This window comes from Aurantimicrobium minutum (genome assembly GCF_029894165.1).
Classification (GTDB): Bacteria; Actinomycetota; Actinomycetes; order Actinomycetales; family Microbacteriaceae; genus Aurantimicrobium; species Aurantimicrobium minutum_A.
The window spans coordinates 56,804-82,855 of record NZ_JARXXU010000001.1; the positions used below are offsets into that span (position 1 = coordinate 56,804).

Annotated in this window: 23 protein-coding genes; 10 read left to right on the plus strand and 13 right to left on the minus strand. The window is 58.2% G+C overall.

What is annotated here, in order from left to right; genetic code table 11:
* Positions 1–4: 4 nt before the first annotated feature.
* The 4 genes from M2119_RS00285 to manA all read right to left on the minus strand — a co-directional run bounded on the left by M2119_RS00285 (position 5) and on the right by manA (position 6,161).
* Positions 5–1,573, minus strand: coding sequence for a DUF5719 family protein (locus M2119_RS00285; RefSeq protein ID WP_280802982.1), 1,569 nt, complete (start codon positions 1,571–1,573; stop codon positions 5–7).
* Complete coding sequence (locus M2119_RS00290; RefSeq protein WP_280802983.1) at positions 1,557–4,454, minus strand: glycosyltransferase; 2,898 nt, start codon at positions 4,452–4,454, stop codon at positions 1,557–1,559. Before M2119_RS00290 ends, M2119_RS00285 begins: the two co-directional genes overlap by 17 nt.
* A 79-nt stretch (positions 4,455–4,533) precedes the next feature.
* Positions 4,534–4,857: a WhiB family transcriptional regulator gene (locus tag M2119_RS00295; RefSeq protein ID WP_280802984.1), complete on the minus strand. Its 324-nt coding sequence runs from the start codon at positions 4,855–4,857 to the stop codon at positions 4,534–4,536.
* A gap of 143 nt (positions 4,858–5,000) precedes the next feature.
* Positions 5,001–6,161 carry a mannose-6-phosphate isomerase, class I gene (manA, locus tag M2119_RS00300; RefSeq protein ID WP_280804428.1) on the minus strand — a complete coding sequence of 387 codons (1,161 nt, stop codon included), beginning with the start codon at positions 6,159–6,161 and terminating at the stop codon, positions 5,001–5,003.
* A gap of 21 nt (positions 6,162–6,182) precedes the next feature.
* Here manA and M2119_RS00305 point away from each other — a divergent pair, with 21 nt between their 5' ends.
* The 3 genes from M2119_RS00305 to M2119_RS00315 are packed head-to-tail and all read left to right on the plus strand — an operon-like array spanning position 6,183 to position 9,957.
* Positions 6,183–7,361, plus strand: coding sequence for an acyl-CoA dehydrogenase family protein (locus tag M2119_RS00305; protein ID WP_280802985.1), 1,179 nt, complete (start codon positions 6,183–6,185; stop codon positions 7,359–7,361).
* A gap of 9 nt (positions 7,362–7,370) precedes the next feature.
* Positions 7,371–8,684, plus strand: coding sequence for an O-antigen ligase family protein (locus M2119_RS00310; RefSeq protein WP_280802986.1), 1,314 nt, complete (start codon positions 7,371–7,373; stop codon positions 8,682–8,684).
* 4 nt (positions 8,685–8,688) lie between these two features.
* Positions 8,689–9,957, plus strand: coding sequence for a hypothetical protein (locus M2119_RS00315; protein ID WP_280802987.1), 1,269 nt, complete (start codon positions 8,689–8,691; stop codon positions 9,955–9,957).
* Between the two features lie 14 nt (positions 9,958–9,971).
* Here the strand turns inward: M2119_RS00315 and M2119_RS00320 are convergent, their stop codons facing one another.
* The 3 genes from M2119_RS00320 to M2119_RS00330 are packed head-to-tail and all read right to left on the minus strand — an operon-like array spanning position 9,972 to position 13,055.
* The gene (locus tag M2119_RS00320) at positions 9,972–11,354 is read right to left on the minus strand and encodes an LCP family protein (RefSeq protein ID WP_280802988.1); all 1,383 of its coding nucleotides are present in this window, start codon (positions 11,352–11,354) and stop codon (positions 9,972–9,974) included.
* Positions 11,351–11,851, minus strand: a complete 501-nt coding sequence (gene purE, locus M2119_RS00325; protein ID WP_280802989.1) for a 5-(carboxyamino)imidazole ribonucleotide mutase — start codon at positions 11,849–11,851, stop codon at positions 11,351–11,353. The genes M2119_RS00320 and purE overlap by 4 nt, the downstream gene beginning before the upstream one ends.
* A gap of 16 nt (positions 11,852–11,867) precedes the next feature.
* On the minus strand, positions 11,868–13,055 hold the full coding sequence (locus M2119_RS00330) for a 5-(carboxyamino)imidazole ribonucleotide synthase (RefSeq protein WP_280802990.1): 1,188 nt from the start codon (positions 13,053–13,055) through the stop codon (positions 11,868–11,870).
* Between M2119_RS00330 and M2119_RS00335 the strand changes: the two genes are divergently transcribed.
* A complete protein-coding gene (locus tag M2119_RS00335; RefSeq protein ID WP_280802991.1) occupies positions 13,054–13,536 on the plus strand; it encodes a GtrA family protein in 483 nt (160 codons plus the stop codon). The two genes, M2119_RS00330 and M2119_RS00335, sit on opposite strands and share 2 nt — an antisense overlap.
* Positions 13,533–14,282, plus strand: a complete 750-nt coding sequence (locus M2119_RS00340; protein ID WP_280802992.1) for a polyprenol monophosphomannose synthase — start codon at positions 13,533–13,535, stop codon at positions 14,280–14,282. The genes M2119_RS00335 and M2119_RS00340 overlap by 4 nt, the downstream gene beginning before the upstream one ends.
* Here M2119_RS00340 and M2119_RS00345 read toward each other — a convergent pair.
* Positions 14,279–14,833, minus strand: a complete 555-nt coding sequence (locus tag M2119_RS00345) for a PH domain-containing protein (RefSeq protein ID WP_280802993.1) — start codon at positions 14,831–14,833, stop codon at positions 14,279–14,281. The two genes, M2119_RS00340 and M2119_RS00345, sit on opposite strands and share 4 nt — an antisense overlap.
* Before the next feature lie 7 nt (positions 14,834–14,840).
* Positions 14,841–15,665: a biotin--[acetyl-CoA-carboxylase] ligase gene (locus M2119_RS00350; protein ID WP_280802994.1), complete on the minus strand. Its 825-nt coding sequence runs from the start codon at positions 15,663–15,665 to the stop codon at positions 14,841–14,843.
* Positions 15,666–15,769: 104 nt separating this feature from the next.
* Here M2119_RS00350 and M2119_RS00355 point away from each other — a divergent pair, with 104 nt between their 5' ends.
* Both M2119_RS00355 and M2119_RS00360 read left to right on the plus strand, forming a co-directional pair.
* On the plus strand, positions 15,770–17,341 hold the full coding sequence (locus M2119_RS00355; protein ID WP_280804429.1) for an acyl-CoA carboxylase subunit beta: 1,572 nt from the start codon (positions 15,770–15,772) through the stop codon (positions 17,339–17,341).
* Complete coding sequence (locus M2119_RS00360; RefSeq protein WP_280802995.1) at positions 17,338–17,553, plus strand: hypothetical protein; 216 nt, start codon at positions 17,338–17,340, stop codon at positions 17,551–17,553. Before M2119_RS00355 ends, M2119_RS00360 begins: the two co-directional genes overlap by 4 nt.
* A 2-nt stretch (positions 17,554–17,555) precedes the next feature.
* Here the strand turns inward: M2119_RS00360 and M2119_RS00365 are convergent, their stop codons facing one another.
* Positions 17,556–18,845, minus strand: coding sequence for a class I SAM-dependent RNA methyltransferase (locus M2119_RS00365; RefSeq protein ID WP_280802996.1), 1,290 nt, complete (start codon positions 18,843–18,845; stop codon positions 17,556–17,558).
* A gap of 33 nt (positions 18,846–18,878) precedes the next feature.
* Between M2119_RS00365 and M2119_RS00370 the strand changes: the two genes are divergently transcribed.
* Both M2119_RS00370 and M2119_RS00375 read left to right on the plus strand, forming a co-directional pair.
* Positions 18,879–19,505 carry a Maf family protein gene (locus tag M2119_RS00370; protein WP_280802997.1) on the plus strand — a complete coding sequence of 209 codons (627 nt, stop codon included), beginning with the start codon at positions 18,879–18,881 and terminating at the stop codon, positions 19,503–19,505.
* A gap of 87 nt (positions 19,506–19,592) precedes the next feature.
* Complete coding sequence (locus M2119_RS00375; RefSeq protein WP_280802998.1) at positions 19,593–21,368, plus strand: acetyl/propionyl/methylcrotonyl-CoA carboxylase subunit alpha; 1,776 nt, start codon at positions 19,593–19,595, stop codon at positions 21,366–21,368.
* Positions 21,369–21,431: 63 nt separating this feature from the next.
* Here the strand turns inward: M2119_RS00375 and M2119_RS00380 are convergent, their stop codons facing one another.
* A complete protein-coding gene (locus M2119_RS00380; protein ID WP_280802999.1) occupies positions 21,432–22,868 on the minus strand; it encodes an NAD(P)H-quinone dehydrogenase in 1,437 nt (478 codons plus the stop codon).
* A 39-nt stretch (positions 22,869–22,907) separates the two neighbouring features.
* Between M2119_RS00380 and M2119_RS00385 the strand changes: the two genes are divergently transcribed.
* Positions 22,908–23,762 carry a purine-nucleoside phosphorylase gene (locus tag M2119_RS00385; protein WP_280803000.1) on the plus strand — a complete coding sequence of 285 codons (855 nt, stop codon included), beginning with the start codon at positions 22,908–22,910 and terminating at the stop codon, positions 23,760–23,762.
* Here M2119_RS00385 and M2119_RS00390 read toward each other — a convergent pair.
* Complete coding sequence (locus tag M2119_RS00390) at positions 23,759–24,883, minus strand: adenosine deaminase (RefSeq protein WP_280803001.1); 1,125 nt, start codon at positions 24,881–24,883, stop codon at positions 23,759–23,761. The genes M2119_RS00385 and M2119_RS00390 overlap by 4 nt on opposite strands.
* A gap of 36 nt (positions 24,884–24,919) precedes the next feature.
* Complete coding sequence (locus M2119_RS00395) at positions 24,920–26,044, minus strand: mannose-1-phosphate guanylyltransferase (protein ID WP_280803002.1); 1,125 nt, start codon at positions 26,042–26,044, stop codon at positions 24,920–24,922.
* Positions 26,045–26,052 lie beyond the last annotated feature (8 nt).

The window sequence follows — 26,052 nt, forward strand, 5'->3', positions numbered from 1 at the left end:
GGCTTCAGCGAGGGTAGATCGTCAGGCTCGAACCCAACACGTTTGCCGGGTTTAAGGCAATCGAGGAACCCAGTCCCTGCGCAACAAATGTGAGTCCACCCAACAGGCCTTGGGCACCGGCAAGCGAGTATCGAACACCGGCTCGAAGGGGAACCGTAGTCATTTTGGCGCTATCCAAAGTGACCGTGACATCTGCTTCTCCCCGAGCGGACAGAACAGCTGTGATGCTCTTCGAGCCTGGGTTGTAGAGAGTCAATGTGGGGTTGAGCCATGCAGGAATAGGCAGCGCAACATCTCCGGTCAGCCTCGTGCTGGAGCTAAACCAGGTGAAGTCACCGCCGGCAAGAGGCACGGGAGCAATCGCTGGTTGTTCTGTAGGAGTGACGGGCGCAGCTGGAGCACCCGGGGTGGCGGACGGCGTCGGAGTCGGAGTCGCCGAAGTTTGTGGTGCGGTTTGGGCGTTGACGGTGGAGGGATCAGCTGTCGCTGACTGCAACGTCCGCACGCCTGCAACGACGGGTTGGTCGGACGTCACAATGACTGTATAGGTGCCATCTGCGACATCGGTGAAGGGAAGTTGAAGAGTGGTTTGTGCCCTCACCCGTGTGGTGATGGCTTGGGTCTCTCCCGTTTCGGAAATCAGTTTGAGGTTAACCTCTGCATCCTGGGTTCCGGGCACGAGCACGCGAACGGTAGGTTCGAGATCGCTCTGTACCGCGCCATGCTCATCCTCATCTTGCTTGGTTGCACCCATGAGGAAAACGCCCGGGAACACCTGGGACGTATTAGGACCAGCGCCGGGGCTCACCCAGTCCACACCGGAGGGTTGGAGTTTCCGGGTCACACTGTGTTGCATGCTGGCCAAAATCTGACCGCCCACGCTGTGAACGTGAACCACCGGCTCCACCACATCAGGTGCGAATGCGGCAAGAGAAACGATGCGCTGCTCTCCAGGAAGAACAATGATTCCTTCTTGGGAGACAGCGTCGATGTAACCGCTCTCCCCGAAGATTTCAAAAGTGACCGTAGCTGTCACGCCGGTGGGGTTGGCGAGCATCAGCAGCGTGGTGCGACCCAAATCTGTAGAGCCACCCACGAGCCAAGAATCATTGGCTGGTTCGCTGCAGGCAGCGGTAGCCAGCCCTGAAAGCTCATCGCTGGAGGTCTGCTGGTATTGGTTTCCGGCCAGTAGGGGCTGTTCCGCAGCATCTTTTTCCGCAGGAACTTCCAGCACCGTGGGCGCCCCCATGGAATCGGGCGCCATATTGTCCACGGCATCCAGATTGTTTTGCGTGACCTTGCTTGAGGGCGAATAGGTTTCCGTGGTCGGGGTGCCGCTGCTGAGGAATGTTGAGGCGTCAGTCGAGTTCGCCATCACCTGAACCAGTGGCCCTTGACACACACGACGCTGGTCAGTGGGGGCAGGAGCCACCGTCAGCGATGGAGCCGTTCCGATATAAGACGGCATTGGCAGAAGCGCCAAACCTGCAATAACGGCAGCGGCAATACCTGCACCCACAACCCCGGTGACACCGGTAATCCCGGCGCGCATCAACTTAGTTTTGTTCGACATCTTGATCACCAGCCAGAGGGTCTGCACTAACGGGGTCGTCGTCGCTTTCAATGAGTCCCGGAAGATATCGCTTGGGCCGCAGATCGGACATCACGGTTCCAGTAGGTATAGCAAGTAACAGAGTGAGCAAGATCACGAGTGCTTGACCACTCAGGATCAGCAGGCGCCAGGGCTCGACCGGCAGGCTGGGCTCAGGAATGGTTGTCGCGGCGGCGTCATAACCAGGAAAGCGCCACAGCAAACCAGCATCTGTCTTCCCGACAATCTCCACACCAGGGTTAGCATCTAACGTCGCTTTGACGCGCGCTGAGATGGTCTGCGCATCAGGTGAAATTTCTTCACCGACGGCTTGAAGTGGCGGGGTCAGCAGGATGAAGCCCACGCCCAAGGTGGTCAGTGCATCCGTGGAATCTGTTCCACTCACGGAAGAGAGGTTGCTGGCGGTTTCAGCCAGAACACTTTCCTGTTTCGCAAAACCGGCACCGGTCGTGACATAGGTCGACACAGATTCCAGGGTCAGCCCCGTTCCACGAACGAGATCGGTTCCCAGCCCGCCATCTGGTTGAGGAGTCAGAACGAGTGTTCCCACTTCAGGCTCGATCGCTGCTTGCGCAACAACATAGGCAGGAAGGGTCTGGCCGTTGCTGGCATAAACCTGGGCGGTGCCCAGATTGGCCGCAGCTAATGACGGTGCCGCCAAGAGAACAACGGCTGTGATTCCGACGAACGCAGGATAGAAGGAGAATCGGCGAAGAATGGATGCACCCGTGCCCGCAGCGACCATCAGGCCCAGCCACGCGAGACTTAAACCGCTGCCGGGCCAAATCGCCACGGCCTCACTGCCGTCGAAGGAGACCTGTAGTCCAGAGGCCAAGACCGCTGTGGCTAGTCCGAGCACCATCACGAGGACGGCAAGCTGTGCTCGAATCGGATATTGCGAGAACAAGCCCACGAACGCGAGGGCGACGAGAACGCCCACAAGAATCGCCACCCAGACACTGGCAACAGGATTAGCCCAGGGAAGCGAGTCAATGGAGAGAAGCCAGCCACCCAAACCATCGGTCGGGAAGCCCAGAGCAAGTTGCCACTGCGGGGGAACAACAGAGCCTGTGGCAGGTCCAGGGTCGGCAGCCAAACCAAAGAGGTTCAGACCCAGCACCTGCATGACAACCAGTGGTGCGACCAGGGCAGCGGCTGGAATGGGGATTGCGAGGAATCTGGGAACTGAACGACCCGTGAGAAGAATCGTGCCCAACCAAATTACCAGGAGTGCCGGTGTGAGCGAAGGGGAGCAGGCAACGACTGCAGCAAAGAGCAGTGCTGTGGTCGCAGAAGCTGACCACGACCGCGCTGCCCGGATGCCTGCAAAGAAAAGGAATGGAAGCAGTAAATGCGTCAGCACCGCTGCAGGGCGTGCCTCGGTGAGGCCCCCTAACAATGCCGGGCTCAGTGCGTAGCCAATTGCAACGAAGGCGCGAATGCCCGCTCGCTGTGTCATGCGTGCTGTGAGGAGCCAGGCACCCAAACCGGCAATAGGCAAGGCCAGGAACCAGAGCAGCACGAGGGAGAAGGACGGTTGCCAGAAGGTCAGCGTTCCAAGAAGAGCAATGACACCGGAGAATGCATCTGCCGGCCCCACAACGCCAAAGGCTCCAGCCCGCCAGCCCCAACCGAGGCTGCTCCAGAGTTCTGACACCGTCGCGCTCAACGGGAGTAGACCCCCGCCAGAAATGGCGGTTGCCCCTACTAGCGGTGAGTTCGCTCCAATAGAGACAAAGAGGAGAGCCATAACAACCCAGGCTCCGCCACCAGAGAAGAAATGTAAGGGTCGCTTTTCACCATGTTTGCGAATTTGTGCTGCCTCGCGGGCGAGTGCTTCTCGTCGTCGGACATCAGCCCTCGTCACACGCAAAGGTGCGAGTGCACTCCATGGTGCAGTCTTTGTGGAACGAAGTTTTCGGCGAGCTCGCCCAACAGATCCACCCGAGAATGCAGCAGAAAATGCGGAACGAAATTCTCCCGATACGGCACCGGGTCGCTTGGCGAGTAACTGTCCCAAAGACCGGAGTATGGCCGAGGGCAAAAGCCCCAGCCAATGCCAGAACACGGCAGCACCGGAGCAATAGACCAAGCGACGATACAGTTCAGCGGAACGATACTGACGAGCACGCTTCTTGCGGGCACGATAACTATCCGTGCCCACGGGTCCGATAACACCGTCGCCAGCATTGAGTACTCGTGCAGTGGGAACAACAGAAACACGGTGCCCCGCTAGTCGCGCACGAACGCAGAAATCTAAAGCGTCATCAACGACGGTGAGGTGAGGGTCGAAACCACCCAGTTGTTCCCACACCTGCTGGCGAACGAGCATGCCGTTTGCCCCCACCGCCATGACATCGCTGACCAGGTCGTGCTGAGCTTGGTCTAGCTCGTCTACGACAAGGGAAATAGTTCGACCACCCTGGGCCAACGTCACGCCGTATTCACGGATGTAATCAGGGCGTTCCCAATCCATCTGCTTCGGGCCTGCGATAGCAACAGAGGGAGAAACCTCGAGAGCGCCAATGAGTTGGGCGAGTGCATCGGGAGCTGGAGCGCTGTCCTGAGCAAGAAACCACAGGAAATCATCGGGCCCCGTAACGGCTGGGAAAGCTTTCGCGGCCACATCGAGAGCCTCGCCGTAGCTCAGCTTTCCACCGCCGCGGAGAACTTGGCTGGGACCGAACACTTGGAGCTGTGCCTGGGCCGTAACCTTCGTGGAATTGTCCACTGCAATAACGATGTCAGGACGTCTGGTCTGCTTCGCCAAGGCGTCGAGGGTTCGCGCGAGATGCTCGCCGCCCTGGCGGGCAACGATGATCGCAGTGACTCTCGTTTTCATCTTTGCCAGCCTAGGCAGGAGAAGCCAAAAACCCGCCCAATGGGGCGGGCGTGGCTAGGAAAGTGCGGGCCGAGAACGCTTAAGCGCGACGGCGGAGCTTGCGACGTTCGCGCTCGCTCAGGCCACCCCAGATGCCGAAACGCTCATCGTTGGAGAGCGCGTATTCGAGGCATTCGCTGCGAACTTCGCAGGAAGTGCAAATCTTCTTCGCATCGCGAGTGGATCCACCCTTTTCAGGGAAGAACGACTCGGGGTCGGTCTGTGCACAGAGTGCATCTGCCTGCCAGGAAAGGGGGTTCTCATCGAGATCAACGGGACGAGAGGAGGGGGTTCCGGGGACTCCTAGACGAACTGGATCTACAAACCAATTCTCTGGAACGCTTGCGCGGTATTCCGGTGCCATATGCAACTCCACCCCGGGTCGATGACTCGCGCCACCGTGGCGCGTCTAAGTAATTACACCGTTGTCATTCGATTCCGTCAAGTCGAGATTTGCGAAGTTTGAAGACGCGCTGGAGGGTTTGCAGGCGTTTGAGGGTTTATCCCCTAGAGAGCGAGGAAAAGTTCGCCGATTCCAGAGAAGCTTAATTCGGCTTCTTCCGCGGAAATAAAGGCATTTTGGCCCTGTGAAAGTTCCAGAGAAGAGTGAGCGCCCGTCACCGTAACTTTTCCGGCAGTGCAGGTAACAATCACATTTCGTGACAAAGAAAGTTGGCTCGTCTCCGAATTTTCTTTCGTCACGACCACGTGCGCGAGCCGGAAATCAGGAACATCGGGAACAAAAAGATCAATACCTGGGGCTACCGGCTGTGCCTCGAGCAAGGGGACCGGCACAACTGCATCGCTGACAACTGACAGCAGTTCTGGCACATCCACATGCTTCGTGGTGAGACCCCCGCGCAGCACATTGTCACTGGCCGCCATGAGTTCAATCCCGAGGCCACGAATATAGGCGTGCATATTTCCCGCGGGCAAATAGAGTGCCTGACCTCGCGTGAGAGTTACACGGTTCAACAGCAAGGCAACAATAACGCCCGGGTCCCCCGGGTAGTCCGTGCTGAGCTCAATGAGCAGGTCATCTTTCAGCACGCGCCCCGCCACGGCAACCTCAGCAACGAGGGCGACAGCGTTATCGCCTGACAGCGCCCACTCCAAAGCCCACCGAATGGCATTCTCCCCATGGGCAACAAGTTGCTCCGTGAACTCCACAATTGCGGAGGTGGAGTGGCACGCCTGAGTGTTGGCCTGTGCAAGAAGTTCCAGGTTGGTGAGTGTGTCTTCGAGTGGCCGAAAACCACATAACGCTTCGAATGTGTCCGAGAGCGCGAAGATGAGCTCCGGTTTGTGTGCATCATCCCGGTAGTTACGGTGGGGAGCATCGAGAGGAATACCCACCGCGTTCTCGCGGGCAAAACCTTCTCGGGCTTGCTCAGGCGAGGGATGAGCTTGGATCGAGAGTGGGTGAGCAGCGGCCAGAATCTTGAGGAGATGGGGCAGGGGCTGCTGGTCCGTTTGGGAAAGATATTCCGCGATAGTGCGTGCACCACCGGCAGATTCTGGCTCCACAATCTGCGTAGGAGAACCGGGATGGGTTCCCAGCCACAGCTCTGCTTCCGGCTTGCCAGAAGGTGTCAGACCTCGCAGGGTCGCAATGTCTGTCAGAGAACCCCAGGCATAGTCTCTCGGGGAGTTATCGACACGAATCATCACGAGGATTAGCCTAGCCACATGACCTTTGAGAGCCTGCCTTCTGACTTCTTCCAGCTTGAGGCGAGTCTGCCCGAACATCAGCTCGCCAAATTGATGGAGTTGCGCCACTATCTCGAGACCGAGATCAAACCTGTTCTCACCGATCACTGGGATCGTGCAGAGTTCCCCCAGGCCCTCGTGAAGGGCCTCGCCGACACCGGGCTGATCGGGATGGCGTGGGAAGAAACGCAGCCTTTTGAAACCTCAGCGGTTTTCCGCGGGTGGGTGGCGCTGGAGTTGGCCAGAGTTGATGCGAGCGTCGCAACCTATGTGGGCGTGCAAAACGGCCTTGCTATGGGCTCCCTCGGTGTCTGCGGTTCCTCAGAGCAACGCGCCTATTGGTTACCCAAACTTTCCTCCGGTGACATCGTGGGATCCTTTGGTCTCACTGAACCTCTCTCTGGTTCTGACTCGGCACAAGGCCTTCGGACCACGGCCACCCGTGAGGGGGACGACTGGGTACTCTCCGGGGAAAAGCGCTGGATTGGAAATGCCACCTGGGCAGACATCTGCGTGGTGTGGGCAAAAGATACGGCAGATGGACAGGTGAAGGGCTTTATTGTCCCCACCGATTCTGAGGGTTTTGTCGCGACCAAGATTGAACGGAAGCAGTCACTGCGGATCGTGCAAAACGCTGACATCACTCTGACGAAAGTCCGTGTTCCTGAGGCGAACCGTTTACAGAACGCCAACTCCTTTGCTGATACAGCCACCGTGCTTCGCCTCACCCGCGCTGAAGTGGCGTGGGCGGCAGTGGGCATTGCAGTTGGTGCTTATGAAGCCGCCCTTGCATACGCCAAGGAACGTATCCAGTTCGGCAAGCCCATTGCTTCTCACCAGATGGTCCAGGACTTGTTGGTCAAGAGCTTGGGCAACATCACGTCCAGCCTGAGCTTGGTCTTAGAAACCTCCCGGATGCAAGATGCCGGCAAACTCAAGGACGAGCATGCCTCGCTGGCCAAAGCTGTCGCCACCTCCCGCATGCGTGAATCGGTTGCGTGGTGTAGAGAGATTCTGGGCGGGAACGGAATCGTGCTCGATTATGACGTGGCACGCTTCTTCGCAGACGCAGAAGCGATCTATAGCTATGAGGGAACTCGCGAGATGAACACCCTCATTGTGGGCAGGGCCATCACAGGTCACGCCGCATTCGTCTAGCCTTGATACATGCCCGCCGCAGAATATAGAAAAGCAAAGACCGGCCTTGCCGTTGTCACGCTCTTTCTGCTGTTCGCGGGGGAAGCAGTTCGAAGTGCTGTGGGATGGATTCCTTTTGGCATTCTGACCGTTCTCGTGGCACTCACCTACGTGGTGATTATCGTGAAACAGCGCGCCAGAATTCGCTGGCGAAGCACACCCTTGTGGCTGGCACTCTTCGTTGCGCTGGCTGTTCTCTCGGTCAGCTGGGCTTACTCCCCTGCCGACACAGCGCTGACCCTTGTGCCATTCATCTTGGTTACGGTGGGGGCTTGTGGAATCGTCGTGACGCTCCCCTGGACTGACATCGTGCGCGCCCTCGGAACAACACTGCGCTGGATTCTGGCCGCGTCACTTCTGTTCGAACTGTGGGTGTCAGTCTTTGTTGGCCACGCCATCTATCCGGTTTATGTTGATACCACAGTCGGCAAGATTCCTGCCGTGTACCAGTGGAGCCGCAATCTCTTGTTTGAGGGTGGCCCCATCCAAGGCATCGTGGGCAACCGCAACCAGTTGGGCTTCATCGCCGTGATCGCCCTCATCATCTTCTGCGTGCAATTGGCGGACAAAACCGTCTGGCGCAGTTGGGGAATCATTTGGGTTGGAATTGCGGGATTAACACTGCTGCTGACCCGCTCGGCAACGGACCTGCTCGCTCTCCTCGGTGTGGCAATTGTGCTTCTCTTTGCGCTCTGGATGAGACGGGTTTCACCGGGTAAACGGAAACCTGTTTATGCCATCGCCCTTGTGCTGGCAATTGTGGGAGCGGCCCTCGTGACCGTCGCACGTCCAGCACTCCTAGGAGTGCTGGGGAAGAGTGAAGATCTCACCGGTCGCCTCGATATCTGGGCATCAGTCACTGCTTTGGCCGAACAGCGACCAGTTGCGGGGTGGGGATGGCTGAGTCCCTGGGTTCCGTGGCTTGAGCCGTTCAACGACTTGGCGGTGTATCACGGTGTCCACTACCTCCAAGCACACAACATGTGGCTCGACATTTGGCTTCAGCTCGGAGTCCTCGGCGTTATTGCGCTGGCACTGACCATGCTGAGTTTGATGTGGCGTTCGTGGTTTATTGCCATCGATCGACCCCGGTGGGACCTAATCGACACTCGTCCCTACACAGCACACTCCCTCCTGCCCCTGTTGATCACAACCGCTCTCGTTGTGCAGAGCTTTGCTGAAAGTCAGCTCGTCATTCAGTCAGGCTGGGCGCTTGTTGTCGTTCTGTCGCTGACGGTAAAAGTGCCCGCACGCATTCACCGCGCACCCACTCACGCGAGTTAACCTCATGACTCAGACTCATCCCCTGGCAGAGGCGGCTTACGCGTTCTTTTCCCATGCACGATTTGCTCGTGCGCTGAGTCTGATCACCATCGGGTCTGCGTTAGGGGCGCAGATGTTGCGTTCTCTGCTGGGGCCTGCCGGACTGAGTGCAGTATTCATTGCGGAACTGCTGCTCACTGCCGCGATGCTCCTCGCGCGGCGCCGAGTAGTGAAGTGGAGTGTGTTCATTCCGGTTTCTCTCGCCGTGTTCCTGGGCTGGCTGGTCCTCAGCTCTGTCTGGACCTACTACCCCAAAGCGAGCATTGCGGGCATCAGTTCACAGCTCACCTTCACTGCTCTCGCGCTCGGGGTTGCTGCAACCCGGGACACCATTCAGATTGTCCGTGCTGTCGGTGATGTGCTCCGCGTTTTCCTTGCCGCCTCACTGGTTCTGGAGATTTTCTCTGGGGTTCTGATTGATACTCCGATTGCCTTCCTCGGCATCATAGGGAATCTCATGAACGGCAACGGTATCCAAGGCATTTTTGGTTCGAGGAACGCGCTCTCCGTCATTGCCTTGATTGCATTAATTACGTTCTTTATTGAATGGCGAACAAAATCTGTCACCCGGGAACTGTCCATTTGGTCAATGCTGGGTGCCGCGGTGTGCCTCTATCTTGGCTCCTCACCGGTCGGTCTCGTCACACTGCTGGGCGTTGGATTCGTCGCTGTGCTGCTCTTCATTTTGCGCACGATGGAACCTGCTGCTCGACGAGGCGCCGAAATTGGTGTGGGGATTGCAGGTGTCCTTGCGGTCATCGCTGTGTGGGTATTCCGAGGCAGTGTCCTGGAAGCTCTGAGCAACTCAGGCCCACTCCAATATCGCCTCGCCCTCTGGTCAGAGGAATGGCGCTTGGCCACCATGAAGTTCTTGGATGGGTGGGGCTGGACGGGTTTGTGGCCACGCAAGACTCAGCCCTTCACCGTGATGAACTCCGGCAGTGGCGACGTGCACTATTCCGGTCTCAATATCTTCCTCGACACCTGGCTCCAACTGGGGCTCGTTGGCCTCGTGCTGCTGCTTATGTTGCTGGGGATAGCATTCACCCGCAGCTGGGCATTGGCCACTGCAAAAAAGAGCGAAATCTATCTGTGGGCTCCACTCGTACTGAGCACACTACTTATTTCTGGCCTGGCCGAAAGTAACGCCCTGACCGAGTGGGGCTGGTTCTTTGTCGTCCTCATCGTGGCCCGCACCTCAGCCGAGCTGAGCTGGCGTCGCACGAAAGACTAGGCAGTCGTTCAGAACTACGGAGTAGGTGACTCAGTTGGCTCAGGGGGGTGAATCACTGAGTTAATGTATGCCTGGATACTGGCAAAGTCAGGGAACTCTGTATCAACCGGGAAAGGCTCAAAATACGGCGTCAACTCGATGTGGGTAATCGGGAGCTCTTTTGTCTTGAGACCTAAGTCAACGAAATAACCCAACATCGACTGAGGAATATCTGTCTTCACGACCTGCGTGCCGGCAGCTGCAATTTCTTGGAACTTGCTCAAAACGTTCGCGGGGTTCATCTGGCGGAGCAGAGCCTCCTGCACCTGCTGCTGACGAGCCATGCGGTCGTAGTCACCGGTTCCACTCCAGCGTGAGCGCATGTACATCATGGCGTGGTAGCCATCCATGTGCTGTGTGCCGATCTCGATCCACTCGCCAACGAGTTCTTCTGGAGTCTCGGGCTCAGCAATCGCGATGCGTTCGGTCACGTCGATGGTGACGCCACCGAGTGAATCAATGAGGTTCTGGAGGCCCTGCATATCGATCAGAACGTAGTACTGAATCTCCAGGCCTGTGATGGCCTCTGCGGCATCGCGCATGGCTTCAATACCGGGTGAGCTGCCGTTAGCTGCAGCATCAGGATAGAGATCGGGGTGATCGACTTCTCCTGCAACATAGACCGTGTTGAGGCAGGCCCAGCGGGTGCAGTATTCCCCTGTTTCTTGGGTGTATCCGTCTGGGTAAATCGCGTGCAAGGGTGAGTCTTCATTGAACGGGATGTTCTGCAGGTCACGGGGCATACCCACGATGGTCGCTTGACCGGTTTCTGCATTAACACTGACAACTTGTGCGGTGTCGGGGCGCAAACCATCACGGTCCGCACCCGCATCACCTCCCAAAAGCAAGAAGTTGTATTGGCCGTCAACGGGTGGCTGGCTAGGCCCAGCGACGAAGATCTTGCCCAAGGCACTGTTGAGACTGCCGGTGATACTCGCTGCATAGGCGGCCCCACCGGAGATGAGCACCATCATGACCACGGTGACAGAAGCCACCCACCAGCGTGCACGGGGGCCGGTCTTGATAATACGAACCAAGCGCAACGTGTCAATGGTGAGAATCAACCACAGCACGGCATAGAAATAGAGCCCGATCTGGATCACAAAAAGTGACGGACCCCAGGTGCCGAGGAAGAACACTGCGGTGGGCCAGAGCATCCCAATCAGCAGGGTCAGAACGAGGAAACCCACCAGGACGAGTGTGGCCCCGATCCCGATTTTGCCCAGGCGCTTGTTCCCGGCCAGCACCTGCACGGATCCGGGAAGAATGAAGTTGAGGACAACCAACCACCAGGCGCGGGTGGTCATGACCTTAGGCGAGCTGGTGTCGGGATACCTCAGGGGGCTCGTCTGACTCATAGCTGAGACTTGAGCGCCTTGTTCTTTTCTTCGACCAGGTCAGCAAGGCCGGAAGCATACGCTTCCACAGCTGTGAGCAACTCAGGGTTGCTGGTAGCAAGAATCTTGACAGCAAGAAGGGCAGCATTGGTTGCCCCGCCGATGGAAACAGTGGCGACGGGAACGCCGGCTGGCATCTGCACGATCGACAGCAGAGAATCCAAACCATCGAGTTTGGCCAGAGGCACAGGAACACCCACGACAGGAAGGGGGGTCACACTGGCGAGCATGCCCGGTAGGTGTGCGGCTCCACCTGCACCGGCAATGATGACTTTGAGGCCACGGCCAGCTGCAGCCTTACCGAACGCAATCATCTTCTCGGGGGTGCGGTGCGCAGAAAGCACCTCCACCTCGAAGGGGATGCCAAAGTCGTTAAGCACATTGGCGGCCGAGCTCATGACGGTCCAGTCAGAGTCAGAGCCCATTACAACGGCGACGAGAGGGTGCGTTTCAGCCATTGTTCAAGGCTAGGGCTCAGACCTGAAAGAATCCTGCTGCGCCACGCGCCTGATAGGCAACCTCGGGAAGATCATCTCCGCTGACGTTGACGTGGCCCACCTTGCGGCCAGGTCGGGGCTCTTTGCCATAGGTGTGAATCTTGGCGGTGGGGTGGTCTGCCATGGCATGTGCAAAAGGTGCCAACATATCGCCCGAGGACGGGCCTCCCAAGATGTTCACCATCACCGTAAACGGTGCAGTCAATCCGGTTGCCCCCAGTGGCAGATCCAACACAGCACGCAAGTGCTGCTCGAACTGGCTCGTCGTGCTGCCATCTTGGGTCCAGTGACCTGAATTGTGGGGACGCATCGCCAACTCGTTGACCAGGATGCGGTCATCGGTGGTTTCAAAGAGTTCCACGGCCATCACGCCGGTGACCTGAAGTTCTGCAGCAATCTGTGTGGCAATAGAGCCAGCTATGTCGGCGATCTTGCCCTGCGAGTGCGGCGCAGGAGCAATCACTTCACTGCAGACCCCATCGGTTTGGATACTCTCCACGACAGGCCACAACGCAATCTCACCACTGGGGCGTCGGGCGATGAGTTGGGAGAGTTCACGGCGGAATTCCACGAATTCTTCCACCAGCAACGATTCGCCAGGGGCAAGTAGCTCAAGCCAGTCGGCAACCTCGGCAGCGCTCGTGATGACACGGACACCTTTGCCGTCATAGCCGCCGCGTGCAGTTTTAGCCACGGCGCGGCCACCCCACTCGGCGAGGAATTCGTCGACATGTGCAGCTGTGGATGCCTGCATCCAACCAGGAACCGGGACCCCCAAGTTTCCGAGGCGTTCACGCATGCGCAACTTATCTTGGGCAAACTCAAGAGCATGGGGACCTGGCTGCACCGAGTAGCCACGCTGAATCAGTTCAGCGAGAACATGTGCGGGGACGTGTTCGTGGTCGAAAGTGATGACGTCGCAACCCTGGGCAAAAGCCAGAACGGTCTCCACATCGGTGTAGTCACCGACCTGCGTGGCAGCGATCTGGGCAGACGAACCGTCGTTCTCAGCCAGTACCCGGATTTCTAGACCAAGATTAATGGCAGGGGGAACCATCATGCGGGCTAATTGGCCGCCACCTATTACGCCAACTACAGTTGTCAACGGCTCATCTTTCGCGTGGTTGAACGGGTTTGATAGTGCACAACACCGGGAGAGAAACATGACAGCTACGGAGCGAGAGATCGCAACCGAGGCTTCCCCGAGCCTGTTTACACGCTTGCGCCGTGGCCTGTTGGGCTACTTCGTCAAGTTTGGACTGGTCGGTTTAGTCGGCTTAGTTGTCGACGTTTCTCTCTTTAATCTACTCTCCCTCGGTGCACTCGGAGTTGGCTGGTGGTCTGATCCGATCGGGGCAAAGTTCATTTCTACGTCAGTGGCCATCGCGGTCAACTGGCTGGGTAACCGGTATTGGACATTCCGCCGAGATAAGCGCAGTGATGTAGTCCGCGAGTTGGTGGAGTTTGTTCTCGCCTCCGTCGCCGGCATGCTCGTCACCCTGGCCACGCTGTGGTTCACCCACTACGTGCTGGGGTTTGACAGCCTCTTGGCCGACAACATTTCTGGAAACATTATTGGTCTGGGACTGGGCACCTTGGTCCGTTTTGCGCTGTATCGCTGGTGGGTGTGGAACACCAAACGATGAGCAGTCTTGTCATCATTCCGACCTATAACGAAGTGCTCAACATCACTTCGGCCGTGAGCGCTGTTCGCTCTGCCGTTCCGGCAGCGAACGTGCTCATCGTGGACGATAATTCTCCCGATGGCACCGGAGCCACTGCGGATTCCCTGGCAGCTGGCGACCCTTTCGTGCATGTTCTGCACCGTCCCGCAAAGAGTGGCCTCGGCGACGCCTACCTGGCCGGGTTCGCCTGGGGCATGGAACGCGGCTTTGAAATCCTGGTCGAAATGGATGCCGATGGCTCCCACCCCGCTGATCGACTCGATGCTCTCATCGGCGCCGTATCTGCCCCCACCCTCCCGGGAGCTCACTACCCAGGCCTGGCCATCGGGTCACGCTGGGTAAAGGGAGGCTCAGTGGTGAACTGGCCTGCACATCGGCTATTCCTCAGCCGCGGAGCGAACTGGTACACCCGCGCCATGCTTGGTATCCAGGTACAAGATTCCACGGCGGGCTTTCGCGCATTTCGCACCGAAGTGCTGCAGAACATTCACCTCGACGAGGTAAACTCCCATGGCTACTGCTTCCAGATTGATCTGACATTACGTGTCCTCGACGCCGGGTACACCGTGGTTGAACTCCCGATTGAGTTCACCGAGCGTGTCACAGGTGAATCCAAGATGAGCAAAAATATCGTGGTCGAAGCGATGCGCCAGGTGACCAGCTGGGGTTGGCAGCGCCGTTTCGGCGCAAAGCCCACAGCTTCTTAGATTTCGCTGGTCCAGCGCTGGTCGTCACGACGCAGCTGAGCTGACAGTGGAGCTTGCGTATCGACTAATTCGGTCAGTGCGGAGAGCACCAGGTTCGCCTTGGGCAAGTCATAGAGGCGAATAGGTTTTTCAGCTCCGGTGTTGAGCAGGAGATCTCCTGCACCAAAGACTGCCTGCACGGCGTTTTGTCGAACCGTCACATCATGGATACGGCCAAACAGAACTTCCTGCTTGGAGCGCGTAAAGACGCCACGATAAATCACGACGCGGCGCGTAGTGATCACAACCCGATTACCCAACCAGACCACGAGGGGGAAAACCCACAAAATAATCAGCAGAAAAGCCAAGCCAATCCAGAACACAAGGTTCATCCAGAGCTCAGGAAAACCCTCCGAGAAAAATCCCAACGCCGTCGCAATACCGAGGAGGGCGAGGGTGGGCATAAACAGAATGCGTCCATGCCGACGCAGTCGCACAACGACCGGTTCCGCCGATTCTGAGCGCGCGCTGCGCGAAGACTCAAAGGCGACGGTTTCGTTGTGCGAGGACATTGTTCAATTATGACCCGGCGACCACGCGAAGATGCGTGACATCGCCGGCAGCCACAACAAGTGGTTCCGCACAGTTTCCCAGCTCCACGACGAGCGAGCCATCCTCGTTGATGCCCAGGGCTGTGCCCACAGGGCTTTCACCCGAAGGAAGTTCCACGCGCACCGACTTCCCCAAGGTTCCGCATGCTTCGCTGACCTGATCGAGTAAACCAGAGCTGCGCACATTGCCCGCTGCGGAGGTGAACACTTTCGTAATGCGAGAGAACTCAGCGAGATAAGCAGAAAGCACCGCATCAATCGTGGTGGTCTGGGGATCAGCACCACTGAGCAACAGTGAGGTCGCCGTTGGAACAGGAAGGTCCTCCTCTACGAGAGCAACGTTCACACCCGCACCCACAATGAGTGCAGCCCCCTGTGGCGTATTCACAATTTCGCTCAGCACCCCACATACTTTGCGGTCCCCTATGAGCACATCATTGGGCCATTTCAACTGTGCAGTGTTCTCGGGAAGGACAGAGTTACACGCCCTCGTCATGGCTAAACCAGCAAGCAGTCCAAACCATCCCCAGCTCTCCGGAGGCAACGGCCTCCCGGCCGGAGTCTGCGGACGGAGCAGAACAGAAACAGCCAGCGAGGCTCCGGCAGGTGAGCGCCAATCACGACCGAGGCGCCCTTTGCCCGCAACCTGGTTATCAGTTGCAACCACGGAGAAGTCACTCCACTGTTCAGCGTCTGCTCCGGTAATTCGGGCAGCGAGATCGGTATTTGTCGAGCCAACTTCGTCCAACCACAACAGACGTGACGCGAGCGGAGTGCTGAGGGGAAGATCCATAAGAACAGTTTGGCAGGTGATTTTTGTAGAGAAGCTCTAACCCTTTTTGGATACCTCTGGCAAGTAGAGTGAAAAGCGTGACTGAAAACGCGAAATCTCCCGACATGTACACCACTGCTGGAAAGCTGGCCGATCTCAAGGCTCGCTATAACGAGGCTGTCGTGGAAAGCGGCGCCAAGGCTGCTGAGAAACAGCACGCCAAAGGCAAGCTCACCGCCCGCGAGCGCATCACTGAACTTCTCGACCCCGGCTCCTTCGTGGAACTGGATGAGTATGTCCGCCACCGCACGACCGCGTTCGGCATGGACAAGAACCGTCCCTACGGTGACGCGGTCGTCACAGGAACCGGCACCATTCATGGCCGTCAGGTCGCGGTGTATTCGCAGGACTTCACCGTCTTCGGTGGATCACTCGGTGAAGTTGCCGGTGAAAAGATCATCAAGGTGATGGACCTGGCTCTCAAGACCGGTGTTCCTATCCTCGGCATCTTGGACTCTGGTGGAGCACGTATTCAAGAGGGTGTTGTTGCCCTGGGTAAGTACGGCGAGATCTTCCGCCGGAACACGGCCGCTTCGGGCGTCATCCCTCAGATTTCAATCATCATGGGCCCCGCTGCCGGTGGCGCTGTGTATTCCCCCGCACTGACTGACTTCGTCATCATGGTGGACAAGACCAGCCACATGTTCGTGACGGGTCCCGACGTGATCAAGACCGTCACCGGTGAAGAAGTGGGCTTTGAGGAGCTCGGTGGCGCACTGACCCACAACACAGTTTCTGGTGTCTCTCACTACCTCGCAGCTGACGAAAGTGATGCTCTCGACTACGCCCGCACACTCGTTGGCTTCCTGCCCGATAACAACATGGCAGAGCTTCCCGTCTATGAGTCCGAGGTGGAACTCGAGACCACCGACGAGGACCGCAAACTCAACACGCTGATTCCCGATAGCCCTAATCAGCCCTATGACGTGCACGAAGTAATCCGTGGCATCGTGGACAACGGAGACTTCCTCGAGACCCAGGCATTGTTCGCCCCCAACATCGTGGTGGGCTTTGCGCGCGTCGAAGGTCGCACCGTCGGCATTGTGGCCAACCAACCCTCCCAGATGGCCGGAACCCTCAACATCGAAGCCGGTGAAAAAGCGTCACGCTTCGTGCGCTTCTGCGACGCCTTCTCGATCCCCATCCTGACGCTGGTCGACGTTCCTGGCTTCCTGCCCGGCACCGATCAGGAGTGGACCGGCGTGATCCGTCGTGGCGCCAAGCTGCTTTATGCCTACGCTGAAGCAACTGTCCCGCTGGTGACCGTGATCACCCGCAAGGCATACGGTGGCGCCTACATCGTGATGGGCTCGAAGCAGCTCGGAGCAGACATCAACCTGGCGTGGCCTACTGCCGAGATCGCCGTAATGGGTGGCCAGGGTGCCGTCAACATTCTCTACCGCGGTGAAATTAAGAAGGCTGAAGAAGCAGGTGAAGACGTCAATGCCGTCCGCACCAAGCTGGCCAACGAATATACCTACAACGTGGCCAGCCCCTTCCTCGCTGCTGAACGTGGAGAACTCGACGGTGTGATTGAGCCTGCACAGACGCGTGTGGCCGTGATCAAGTCGTTGCGTGCCCTGCGTGGCAAGCGCGCATCACTGCCCCCCAAGAAGCACGGAAACATTCCCCTATGACGCTCGAGAACGTGCGCTTCCTCACCCGCGGGGTCACTCCCGAGGAGAAGGCAGCCGTGCTTGCAATCCTTGATCTCCAGATCGAAGAAGAATCTGCGCTGGAGCACGAAGTTCAGGGAGCAGGTATGAACGCGTGGCAAAAGTCACAGCGCGGCATCCGCGAAGACATCAAAGGTGGCTCACGCCGCTTCGGCTGGGACTTCGGTCGGTAGATTTACGCTCTGACGAAGCGGGCAACTGCTTCCACGTGGTGCGTGTTCGGGAACAGATCGAATGCCCGCAGCTCTTCTAGCTGGTAGCCCCGCTCAGCGAGTAGTGCCACATCGCGCGCTAACGCAACAGGGTCACACGCCACATAAACCAGCTGTGCTGGTGACAACTCAGCTAGCGAGTTAACGACATCTTTCCCTGCGCCTGAACGTGGCGGGTCAAGCACAATCGTGGCAGCTTCGAAGCGGGCTTTCTCAATTGCGTTGAGATCACGGCGCACACCTTCGAGGTAGCGATCTACGCGAGCGGTCACTGCTCGAGCACCCACCCATTCGGAGAGGTTATTGGAGGCATACTCGGTTGCCATCTCATCGGATTCGACAGAGATCATGCGGGTGGTGGAACCGAAACGATCCCCCACCGCAGCAGCAAACAATCCCACACCACCATAGAGATCGTGGTTGGCAGCACGAGGATCGAACAACGCTTCATCGATGACGGAGCTCACGGCCTCCGACAAAGTTGTTGCGGCATGACGGTGTACCTGCCAGAAACCGCGCACATCAACCTGGAAAGCCCGGGTGCCCACCATCTCCGTGATGGGTTCCGGTGCAGGACGCTTTTTGTTCTTTCCGGTGTCAATATTGCCGGCGATCGCCCGAGCAGAGTCACCACTGGGGCCAACTAGGTCAATGAAATCGATACCCGGTATGCGCTGTCCCAGTGGAGCAAGTTCAGCGATACGTGCAGCGGCAAGAGGCAAATCTTCCACATCGATGACGGTGTGGCTTCTGGAGGCATACGGGCCGACCCGTCCATCAGCATCCACATGCAGTCGAACACGCGTGCGCCAACCGGTGCCCTTGGATTCCTGATCCCCTTCGAGCGCTTCTACCTCGATGCTGCGTTCAATCTTGGCCATCCGAGACAGGGAGTCTTCGAGCACAAATGCTTTGAGGTCGCGCTGAGTGCTGAGTGTGATGTGACCAAACTCGGCTCCACCTGCGCGCAGTGCTGGATCGCGGTCAATACTGGCCGCTGACCAGATGTGTTCTTGGCGGTCTGCCGAGGGCTTCAGCACCTGCACGGTGTCTGCCCGCCAGAAACTTTTCTGCGAGGCATCGGTGATGCGGGCCAGCACACGTTCACCGGGCAGAGTATCTGCGACGAAGATGACACGACCCTCATGACGCGCCACAAAGACACCGCCGTGAGCGACATTGGTAATGTCGAGCTCACAGAGTGTGCCCACGAATTCGGAACCACGGTTGGGGGAAGATTGTCTCTGGGCCATCCTTCGAGCATTCCATATCTGAAAGGTGCGCGCGTGCGCTTCTATCTCGCTTCGACCTCTCCCGCACGTTTGGCTACCCTGCGCAGCTCAGGGATTGAACCTGTCGTTGTTCCCAGTGAGGTGGACGAAGATGCCGCTGTCGCCGCAGCAGAAGCTGCGGCGGGCGGCCCACTCGACCCGGCCGCGATGGTGTTACTGCTTGCGCAGGCCAAAGCAGAAGCAGTGTTGAATTCAGAAATTGATGGCATTGTGCTCGGCGGCGACTCGGCTTTCGTCCTCGATGGAGTGACCTATGGCAAGCCTCACACTCCCGAGGTGGCTCTCGAGCGTTGGCAGAAACAGCGCGGTCGCACCGGGCATTTGTATTCTGGGCACTGGTTGATTGACCACCGCGGTGGAACGAACAATGCGGCAGTCGGCGAAGTGACGGTGGCCGAGGTGACATTCTCGGCCGACATGAGCGATGCCGAGATTCAGGCTTACGTATCCTCTGGGGAACCGCTCAAGGTTGCCGGCGCCTTCACGATTGACTCACTGGGTGCTGCATTCATTGACCGCATCGTGGGAGACCCCTCGACCGTGGTCGGGGTCTCCGTTCCCGCACTGCGTCGGATGGCCAGTGAGTTGGGCGTGTTCTGGCCTGATCTCTGGAACAAGTAGGGCGTTGTAGGCATCGTCTACGACTCGCGTTCTTTTTTGTCGGAGTTGCCCAACTGAACGGCCCCTGCTCTTACTAGGCTGGGGACTATGTCACGCATTACAAAGGTCCTTATTGCCAACCGTGGTGAGATTGCCGTCCGCATTATTCGTGCAGCACAGGATGCCGGAATCGGCTCGGTTGCTGTCTATGCAGATCAGGACCGTGATGCACTACACGCCAAGCTCGCAGATGAGGCCTATGCGCTGAATGGCACCACCAGCGCTGACACCTACCTTGTAATTGACAAGCTCCTGGCTGTTGCCCGCAGGTCCGGCGCCAATGCCGTTCACCCGGGATACGGTTTCCTCGCAGAGAACGCTGACTTTGCCCGCAAGGTGCAGGCGGCTGGCCTGATCTGGATCGGCCCTAGCCCCGAAGCCATCGAACAGCTCGGTGACAAAGTTTCCGCCCGCCATGTGGCAGAAAAGGTGGGCGCACCACTGGCCCCCGGAACCATCAACCCTGTCTCTGGCGCAGAAGAAGTTCTCGACTTCGTCGACATCCACGGCCTGCCTGTCGCCATCAAGGCGGCATTCGGTGGCGGTGGCCGCGGCCTCAAGGTTGCCCGCAACCGTGAAGAAGTTGCCGAACTCTTTGAATCTGCCACCCGTGAAGCAATCGCAGCCTTTGGTCGCGGAGAATGCTTCGTGGAAAAGTACCTCGACGAACCTCGTCACGTGGAAACCCAGTGCCTCGCGGATGCCCACGGCAATGTTGTGGTGGTTTCAACCCGTGACTGCTCATTGCAGCGACGCCACCAAAAGCTCGTGGAAGAAGCACCTGCCCCCTTCCTCACTCAGGCGCAGACCGACGAGCTGTACCGGGCTTCGAAGGCCATCCTCAAAGAGGTCGGCTACCTCGGTGCCGGCACCTGCGAGTTCCTTATTGGGAAAGACGGCACCGTCTCCTTCCTCGAGGTCAACACGCGCCTTCAGGTGGAGCACCCCGTGTCTGAGGAAGTCACCGGCATTGATCTTGTCCGCGAACAGTTCCGCATAGCCGAAGGTGGCGTGCTGGACTATCCAGACCCTGTTGTAACCGGACACTCTTTCGAATTCCGCATCAACGGTGAAGATGGTGGGCGTAACTTCCTTCCCGCCCCTGGTCCCGTCCACGTCTTCCGTGCACCCGGCGGTCCCGGCGTTCGCGTAGACACCGGTGTCACCGCAGGTGATGTCATCTCTGGCTCGTTTGACTCACTGCTGGCCAAGCTCATCGTGACCGGGGCAACCCGCGAAGAGGCTCTCGAGCGTTCATGCCGCGCCCTCGACGAGTTCGAAGTAGCTGGTCTTCCCACCGTGCTTCCTTTCCACCGCAAGATTGTGCGCGATCCTGCGTTTGCTCCCGAAGGGGACAAGCCCTTCAGCATCTACACCCGCTGGATTGAAACCGAGTTCGTCAATGACATCGAGCCATGGAGCGGTGAAGCCGAGGAAACACCGTCCTTGGCTAAGCGTCAGCACGTCACCGTCGAGGTGGATGACCGTCGCATTGAAGTGTCCTTGCCCGCCAAGCTCCTCCGCGCGAATGCCGCAGACCTCGCCACTCAAGGCCCTGCGCCTGTCCGGAAGGTTGCAGCTCACGCTGTCGGAAGCGCCGGTGGTGCCACCGTCAAGGCACCCATGCAGGCCACCGTGGTAAAGATTGCCGTGGAAGATGGCCAGAAGGTTGTCAAGGGTGACCTCATCTTGGTCCTCGAAGCAATGAAGATGGAGCAGCCAGTGGAAGCCCACAAGGACGGCATCATCTCGGGCATCAATGCTGAGGTGGGCCAGACCGTCTCGAACGGCCACGTCCTGCTCAACATCGACGACGTCGAATAATCCCACTAAACGTAACGGTGCCCGCTGATTCTTCAGCGGGCACCGTTGTTTAACTTCTGAGGTTTACTTGCGCTCCACCTGATGAAGTGCACGAGCAGCATCCACGATGCTTCCGGAGATTGACGGATAAATAGCGAAAGACTTCGCCACATCATCGACGGTCAGGCGGTGTTCCACGGCGAGCGCGATCGAGAAAATGAGTTCTGACGCACGAGGGGCAACGACGACTCCCCCAATGACGGTGCGGGATGTTGTCGTGGTGATGAGTTTGACGAAACCATCACGAATACCCTGCATCTTGGCGCGGGGGTTGGCGGTGAGGGGAAGCTTGTAGACCGTTCCTCGAATCATGCCGGATTCGATCTCGGCTTGGCTCCAGCCCACGGAGGCAACCTCGGGCTGGGTGAAGATGTTCGCTGCCACATTGCGCTCATCAAAGGGGGTGACGGCATCGCCGAGAGCGTGGAAAGCGGCCGTGCGCCCCTGCATCATGGCGACCGATGCAAGAGGGAGAGCGGCCGAGCAGTCGCCCACACCATAGATATTGGGAACACTCGAACGTGCAACGCGGTTCACCACGATGCGCCCTCCGGCATCCATCTCCACACCTGCAGCTTCAAGTCCAAGGTTCTCCGTGTTGGGGACAGAACCCACCGCGATGAGGCAGTGACTACCTTCCACGGTTTCACCGCTGGCCAAGGTGACCCGAACACCGTTGTCTGTGCGCTCGACCTTTTCCATGCGCGCTTTGGACATCACGGTCATGCCGCGGCGGATAAACACTTCTTCCAGCACAGCTGCTGCATCCGCATCTTCACCGGGGAGGACGGTGTCACGAGAAGAAACCAAGGTGACCTTGGATCCCAACGAGCTATAAGCCGAAGCAAACTCCGCACCGGTCACACCCGAACCGACCACAATCATGTGCTCAGGAAGGGCTTTCAAGTTATAGAGCTGGGTCCAGGTGAGAATGCGCTCCCCATCAGGCTGTGCTGATTCGAGCACCCGGGGACGAGCACCCACCGACACGATGATGGTGTCTGCTTCGATACGATCAAAGTCCGTTCCGTCAGGACCGGTGGACGCAATGACCGCATGAGTTCCATCCAGACGTCCGTGGCCAGGGATGAAGTTCACGCCGGCTTTCTTCAGCGCCTTCTGCATGTCTTCGGAGGTGTCCCGGGCCAGACTCAGCAGACGCTTGTTCACGGTGGCCATATTGACGGCAACTTCAGGCTTGTGGGGCTTGTTGTCTTCTCCGGTGACGAAGTAGGACACCCCTAGTTCTGCGGAACGTTCCAAGGTTGAGGTGAATTCTGCTGTCGCGATGAGGGTCTTAGACGGCACCACATCGGTGAGTACGGCAGATCCACCAATACCAGCACGTTCAATGAGGGTCACCTCAGCTCCGAGTTGAGCAGCTGAGAGTGCAGCCTCGTAGCCACCGGGGCCACCACCTAAAATTGCGATCCGCTGCTTACGCTCAAACTCAAATGCCATGTCCTTATTCTGGCAGGAGGTTCGCAATAGGCTGGTGCCATGACCGGCTTAGGCGAGTGGGGATTCAACCCACTGGAAGATCCCACGCAAGATCCCTTCGACATTGCCAAAACTGCAGCCTTCGAAATCGCCGTGGCCACGGGGATTGGTCATCACGATATTGCGCTCACGCTGGGTTCCGGCTGGGGCGCCGTGGCGGACCTGATCGGCAAAACAACCGAAGAAATCCCCGCCGATGAAATCACCGGATTTAGTTCTTCCGGCATTCCCGGTCATTCGGGCACCATCCGGAGTGTGATTCTGCCCAACAACAAACGTGCACTGATTATTGGTGCACGGACACATCTCTACCAAGGCCATGGCGCCCAGGGATTTGTCCGTCGGGTTGTGCACAGCGTCCGCACGGCGGCAGCGGCGGGCGCCACCACGATGGTGCTCACACACGGAGCCGGCGGCATTCGTCCGGCGTGGCAGCCAGGAACGGCGGTTCTGATTAAAGACCACCTTAATCTCACGGGGACGACCCCGGTCGAAGGTCCGACCTTCATCGACATGACGAATATCTACACCCCTCGTCTGCGGGACATTGCGAAGGCGGTTGAACCAGGCTTAGCCGAGGCAGTCCTCGCACAAGTCCCCGGGCCCCAATACGAAACCCCTGCTGAGGTTCAGATGCTGAGAACCTTGGGTGCCGACGTGGTTGGCATGTCTGTCGCCCTCGAAGCCATGGCAGCCAAACAAGCAGGCATGGACGTGCTGGGGCTTTCCTTGATTACCAACCAGGCCGCCGGAATCTCTCCCACACCCCTCTCACACAGAGAGGTACTGGAAGCAGGTGCGGAAGCAGAACCGCGCATCAGTGCATTACTAGCGAGGATTCTGGAAAAGCTTTAGCGCGAATTCTGCACGGCTTGCAGGAAGCCCTCGGAAATGGCATCTGCGAGCGCTTCACGATCCTCCAACGGCAAGAATGCCGACGCAGCAGCGTTCTGCTGGAAGGTTTCCAGATCTGCCAAGCCATAGGCAAACGCGTCTGCCACGAGCCACAGTTCACGGGACAGGCTCGTGCCGCTTTGTAGTCGGTTGTCGGTGTTGACGGTGACCGTCATGCCGAGTTGATAGAGCAGATCGAAGGGGTGATCCAGAATGTCGTCTCCCCAGGCAGCGATGGCCCCTGTTTGGAGGTTCGAGGAGGGGCTCAGCTCCAACGTGATGCCGCGATCCTTGACCCACTGTGACAGGTCACCGAGCGACACGATGGTGGAGTTCTCATCGGTGCTCTCCACGGTGATGTCCTCGGCGAGGCGAACGCCGTGACCTAAACGCAGAGCGCGACCGTCGAACAAGGCACTTTCGATACTGGCCAGGCCATCTGCTTCACCCGCGTGAATAGTGACCGGGAAGTATTCGTGGGCGAGGTAGTTGAAGGCGTCGAGGTGCTTGGACGCGGGGAAGCCGAGTTCCGCTCCGGCAATGTCATATCCGACAACGCCGTTGTCTCGGTGGCGGACCGCAAGTTCTGCAATTTCAAGACCCCGGTCAGCGTGACGCATGGCAGTAATGAGCTGACCAATCTGGATGGACTGACCTTGAGCAGCAGCATCCACGATGCCTTGCTCGATGCCTTCTTGGACATACTCCACGACCTGGTCGAGGGTGAGGCCCTGAGTGAGGTGCTGCTCGGGTGCCCAGCGGAGCTCGCCATAGATCACACCGTCCTGGGCGAGGTCAATCACGGATTCCCGTGCCACGCGCGTGAGGCCTTCGCGGGTCTGCATGACAGCGCAGGTGAGATCAAAAGTTTTCAAGTATTCCACGAGAGAACCCGAGTTGGACTGCTCGGCGAACCAGGCACCGAGACCTTCAGCATCCAGCACAGGAAGTTCGATGCCCTCTGCTTCTGCGAGCTCAATGATCGTGGCGGGGCGCAGGCTGCCATCGAGGTGGTCGTGCAGGGAAATCTTGGGTAATGAGGTGACGTCTACCCCATCGATAACGAATTCGTTCTGAGTCATGGTGTTCTTTCGTGTGGAGTGATGAGGAGGAAAAATTTAGAGAACGTCGTCCCGGCCCGAAAGACGCAGGGCATCCACGACGGACTTCACCTTTTGAGCATTGGCCGTGGTGGTAACGAGCAATGCATCAGGGGTGTCGACAACCACAATGTCCTTCACTCCTACAAGTGCGATGGTACGTCCCGTGTCGGTGATGAGGATTCCAGAAGAGGCATCCGAAAGGACTCGCGCGCCTTCGCCCAGGATCGCGAGGTCTTTTTTGTAACCGCTGGAGTGCAGCTTGGCAATCGAGGCAAAGTCTCCCACGTCATCCCAATCGAACTCTGCGGGGATAACCACCAAGCGACCAGCGGCTGCGGCAGGTTCCGCCACGGCATAGTCGATGGCAATCTTTTTCAGCTTGGGCCAAATCTTGTCCACGGCAGGACCACGCTGAGCGGGGTCATCCCAGACTGCTGCGAGCGCGACAACACCGTCATGTAGCTCCGGCTGAGTCTTCTTCAGTTCTTCTAGGAGCACGGATGCCTTAGTGATGAACATTCCGGCATTCCAGAGATAGTCACCGCTGGCGACATATTCTTCCGCGGTGTGCGCGTTCGGCTTTTCCACGAAAGAGTCCACTGTCAGTGCCGAGGGGGCGCGTTCGAGGTCGGTTTCTTCCGTCGCGTGGATATATCCAAAACCAATGGCAGGTTCGGTCGGGACGATTCCGATGGTGGCAATGAAGCCAGCGCGGGCCGCCTCGACGGCTTCGGCGACGGCCATGTTAAAGAATCTGGTGCCTTTGATTACGTGATCAGCGGCGAAGGACCCGATGATGACGCCGGGTTCCCGCTTCTCCAAAATGGCAGCTGCCAGGCCAATTGCGGCAGAAGAATCACGGGGTTCACTTTCCAACACCACGTTCATATCCGCGAGTTCTGGCAGTTGTTCCTCAACTGCGCCCCGGTGGGCGCGGCCGGTGACGACCATGACGCGCTGCGGGCCGGCCAGAGGCGCGAGGCGGTCCCAGGTGTCTTTGAGTAACGAACTGCCCGAGCCGGTGAGGTCATGCAGGAACTTGGGGGCGTCCGCACGAGAGAGGGGCCACAGCCGGGAACCGATTCCACCGGCCGGAATAACCGCATAGAAGTCCGGTAAGGGTGTCGTTAGTCGTGCCATAACCCCAG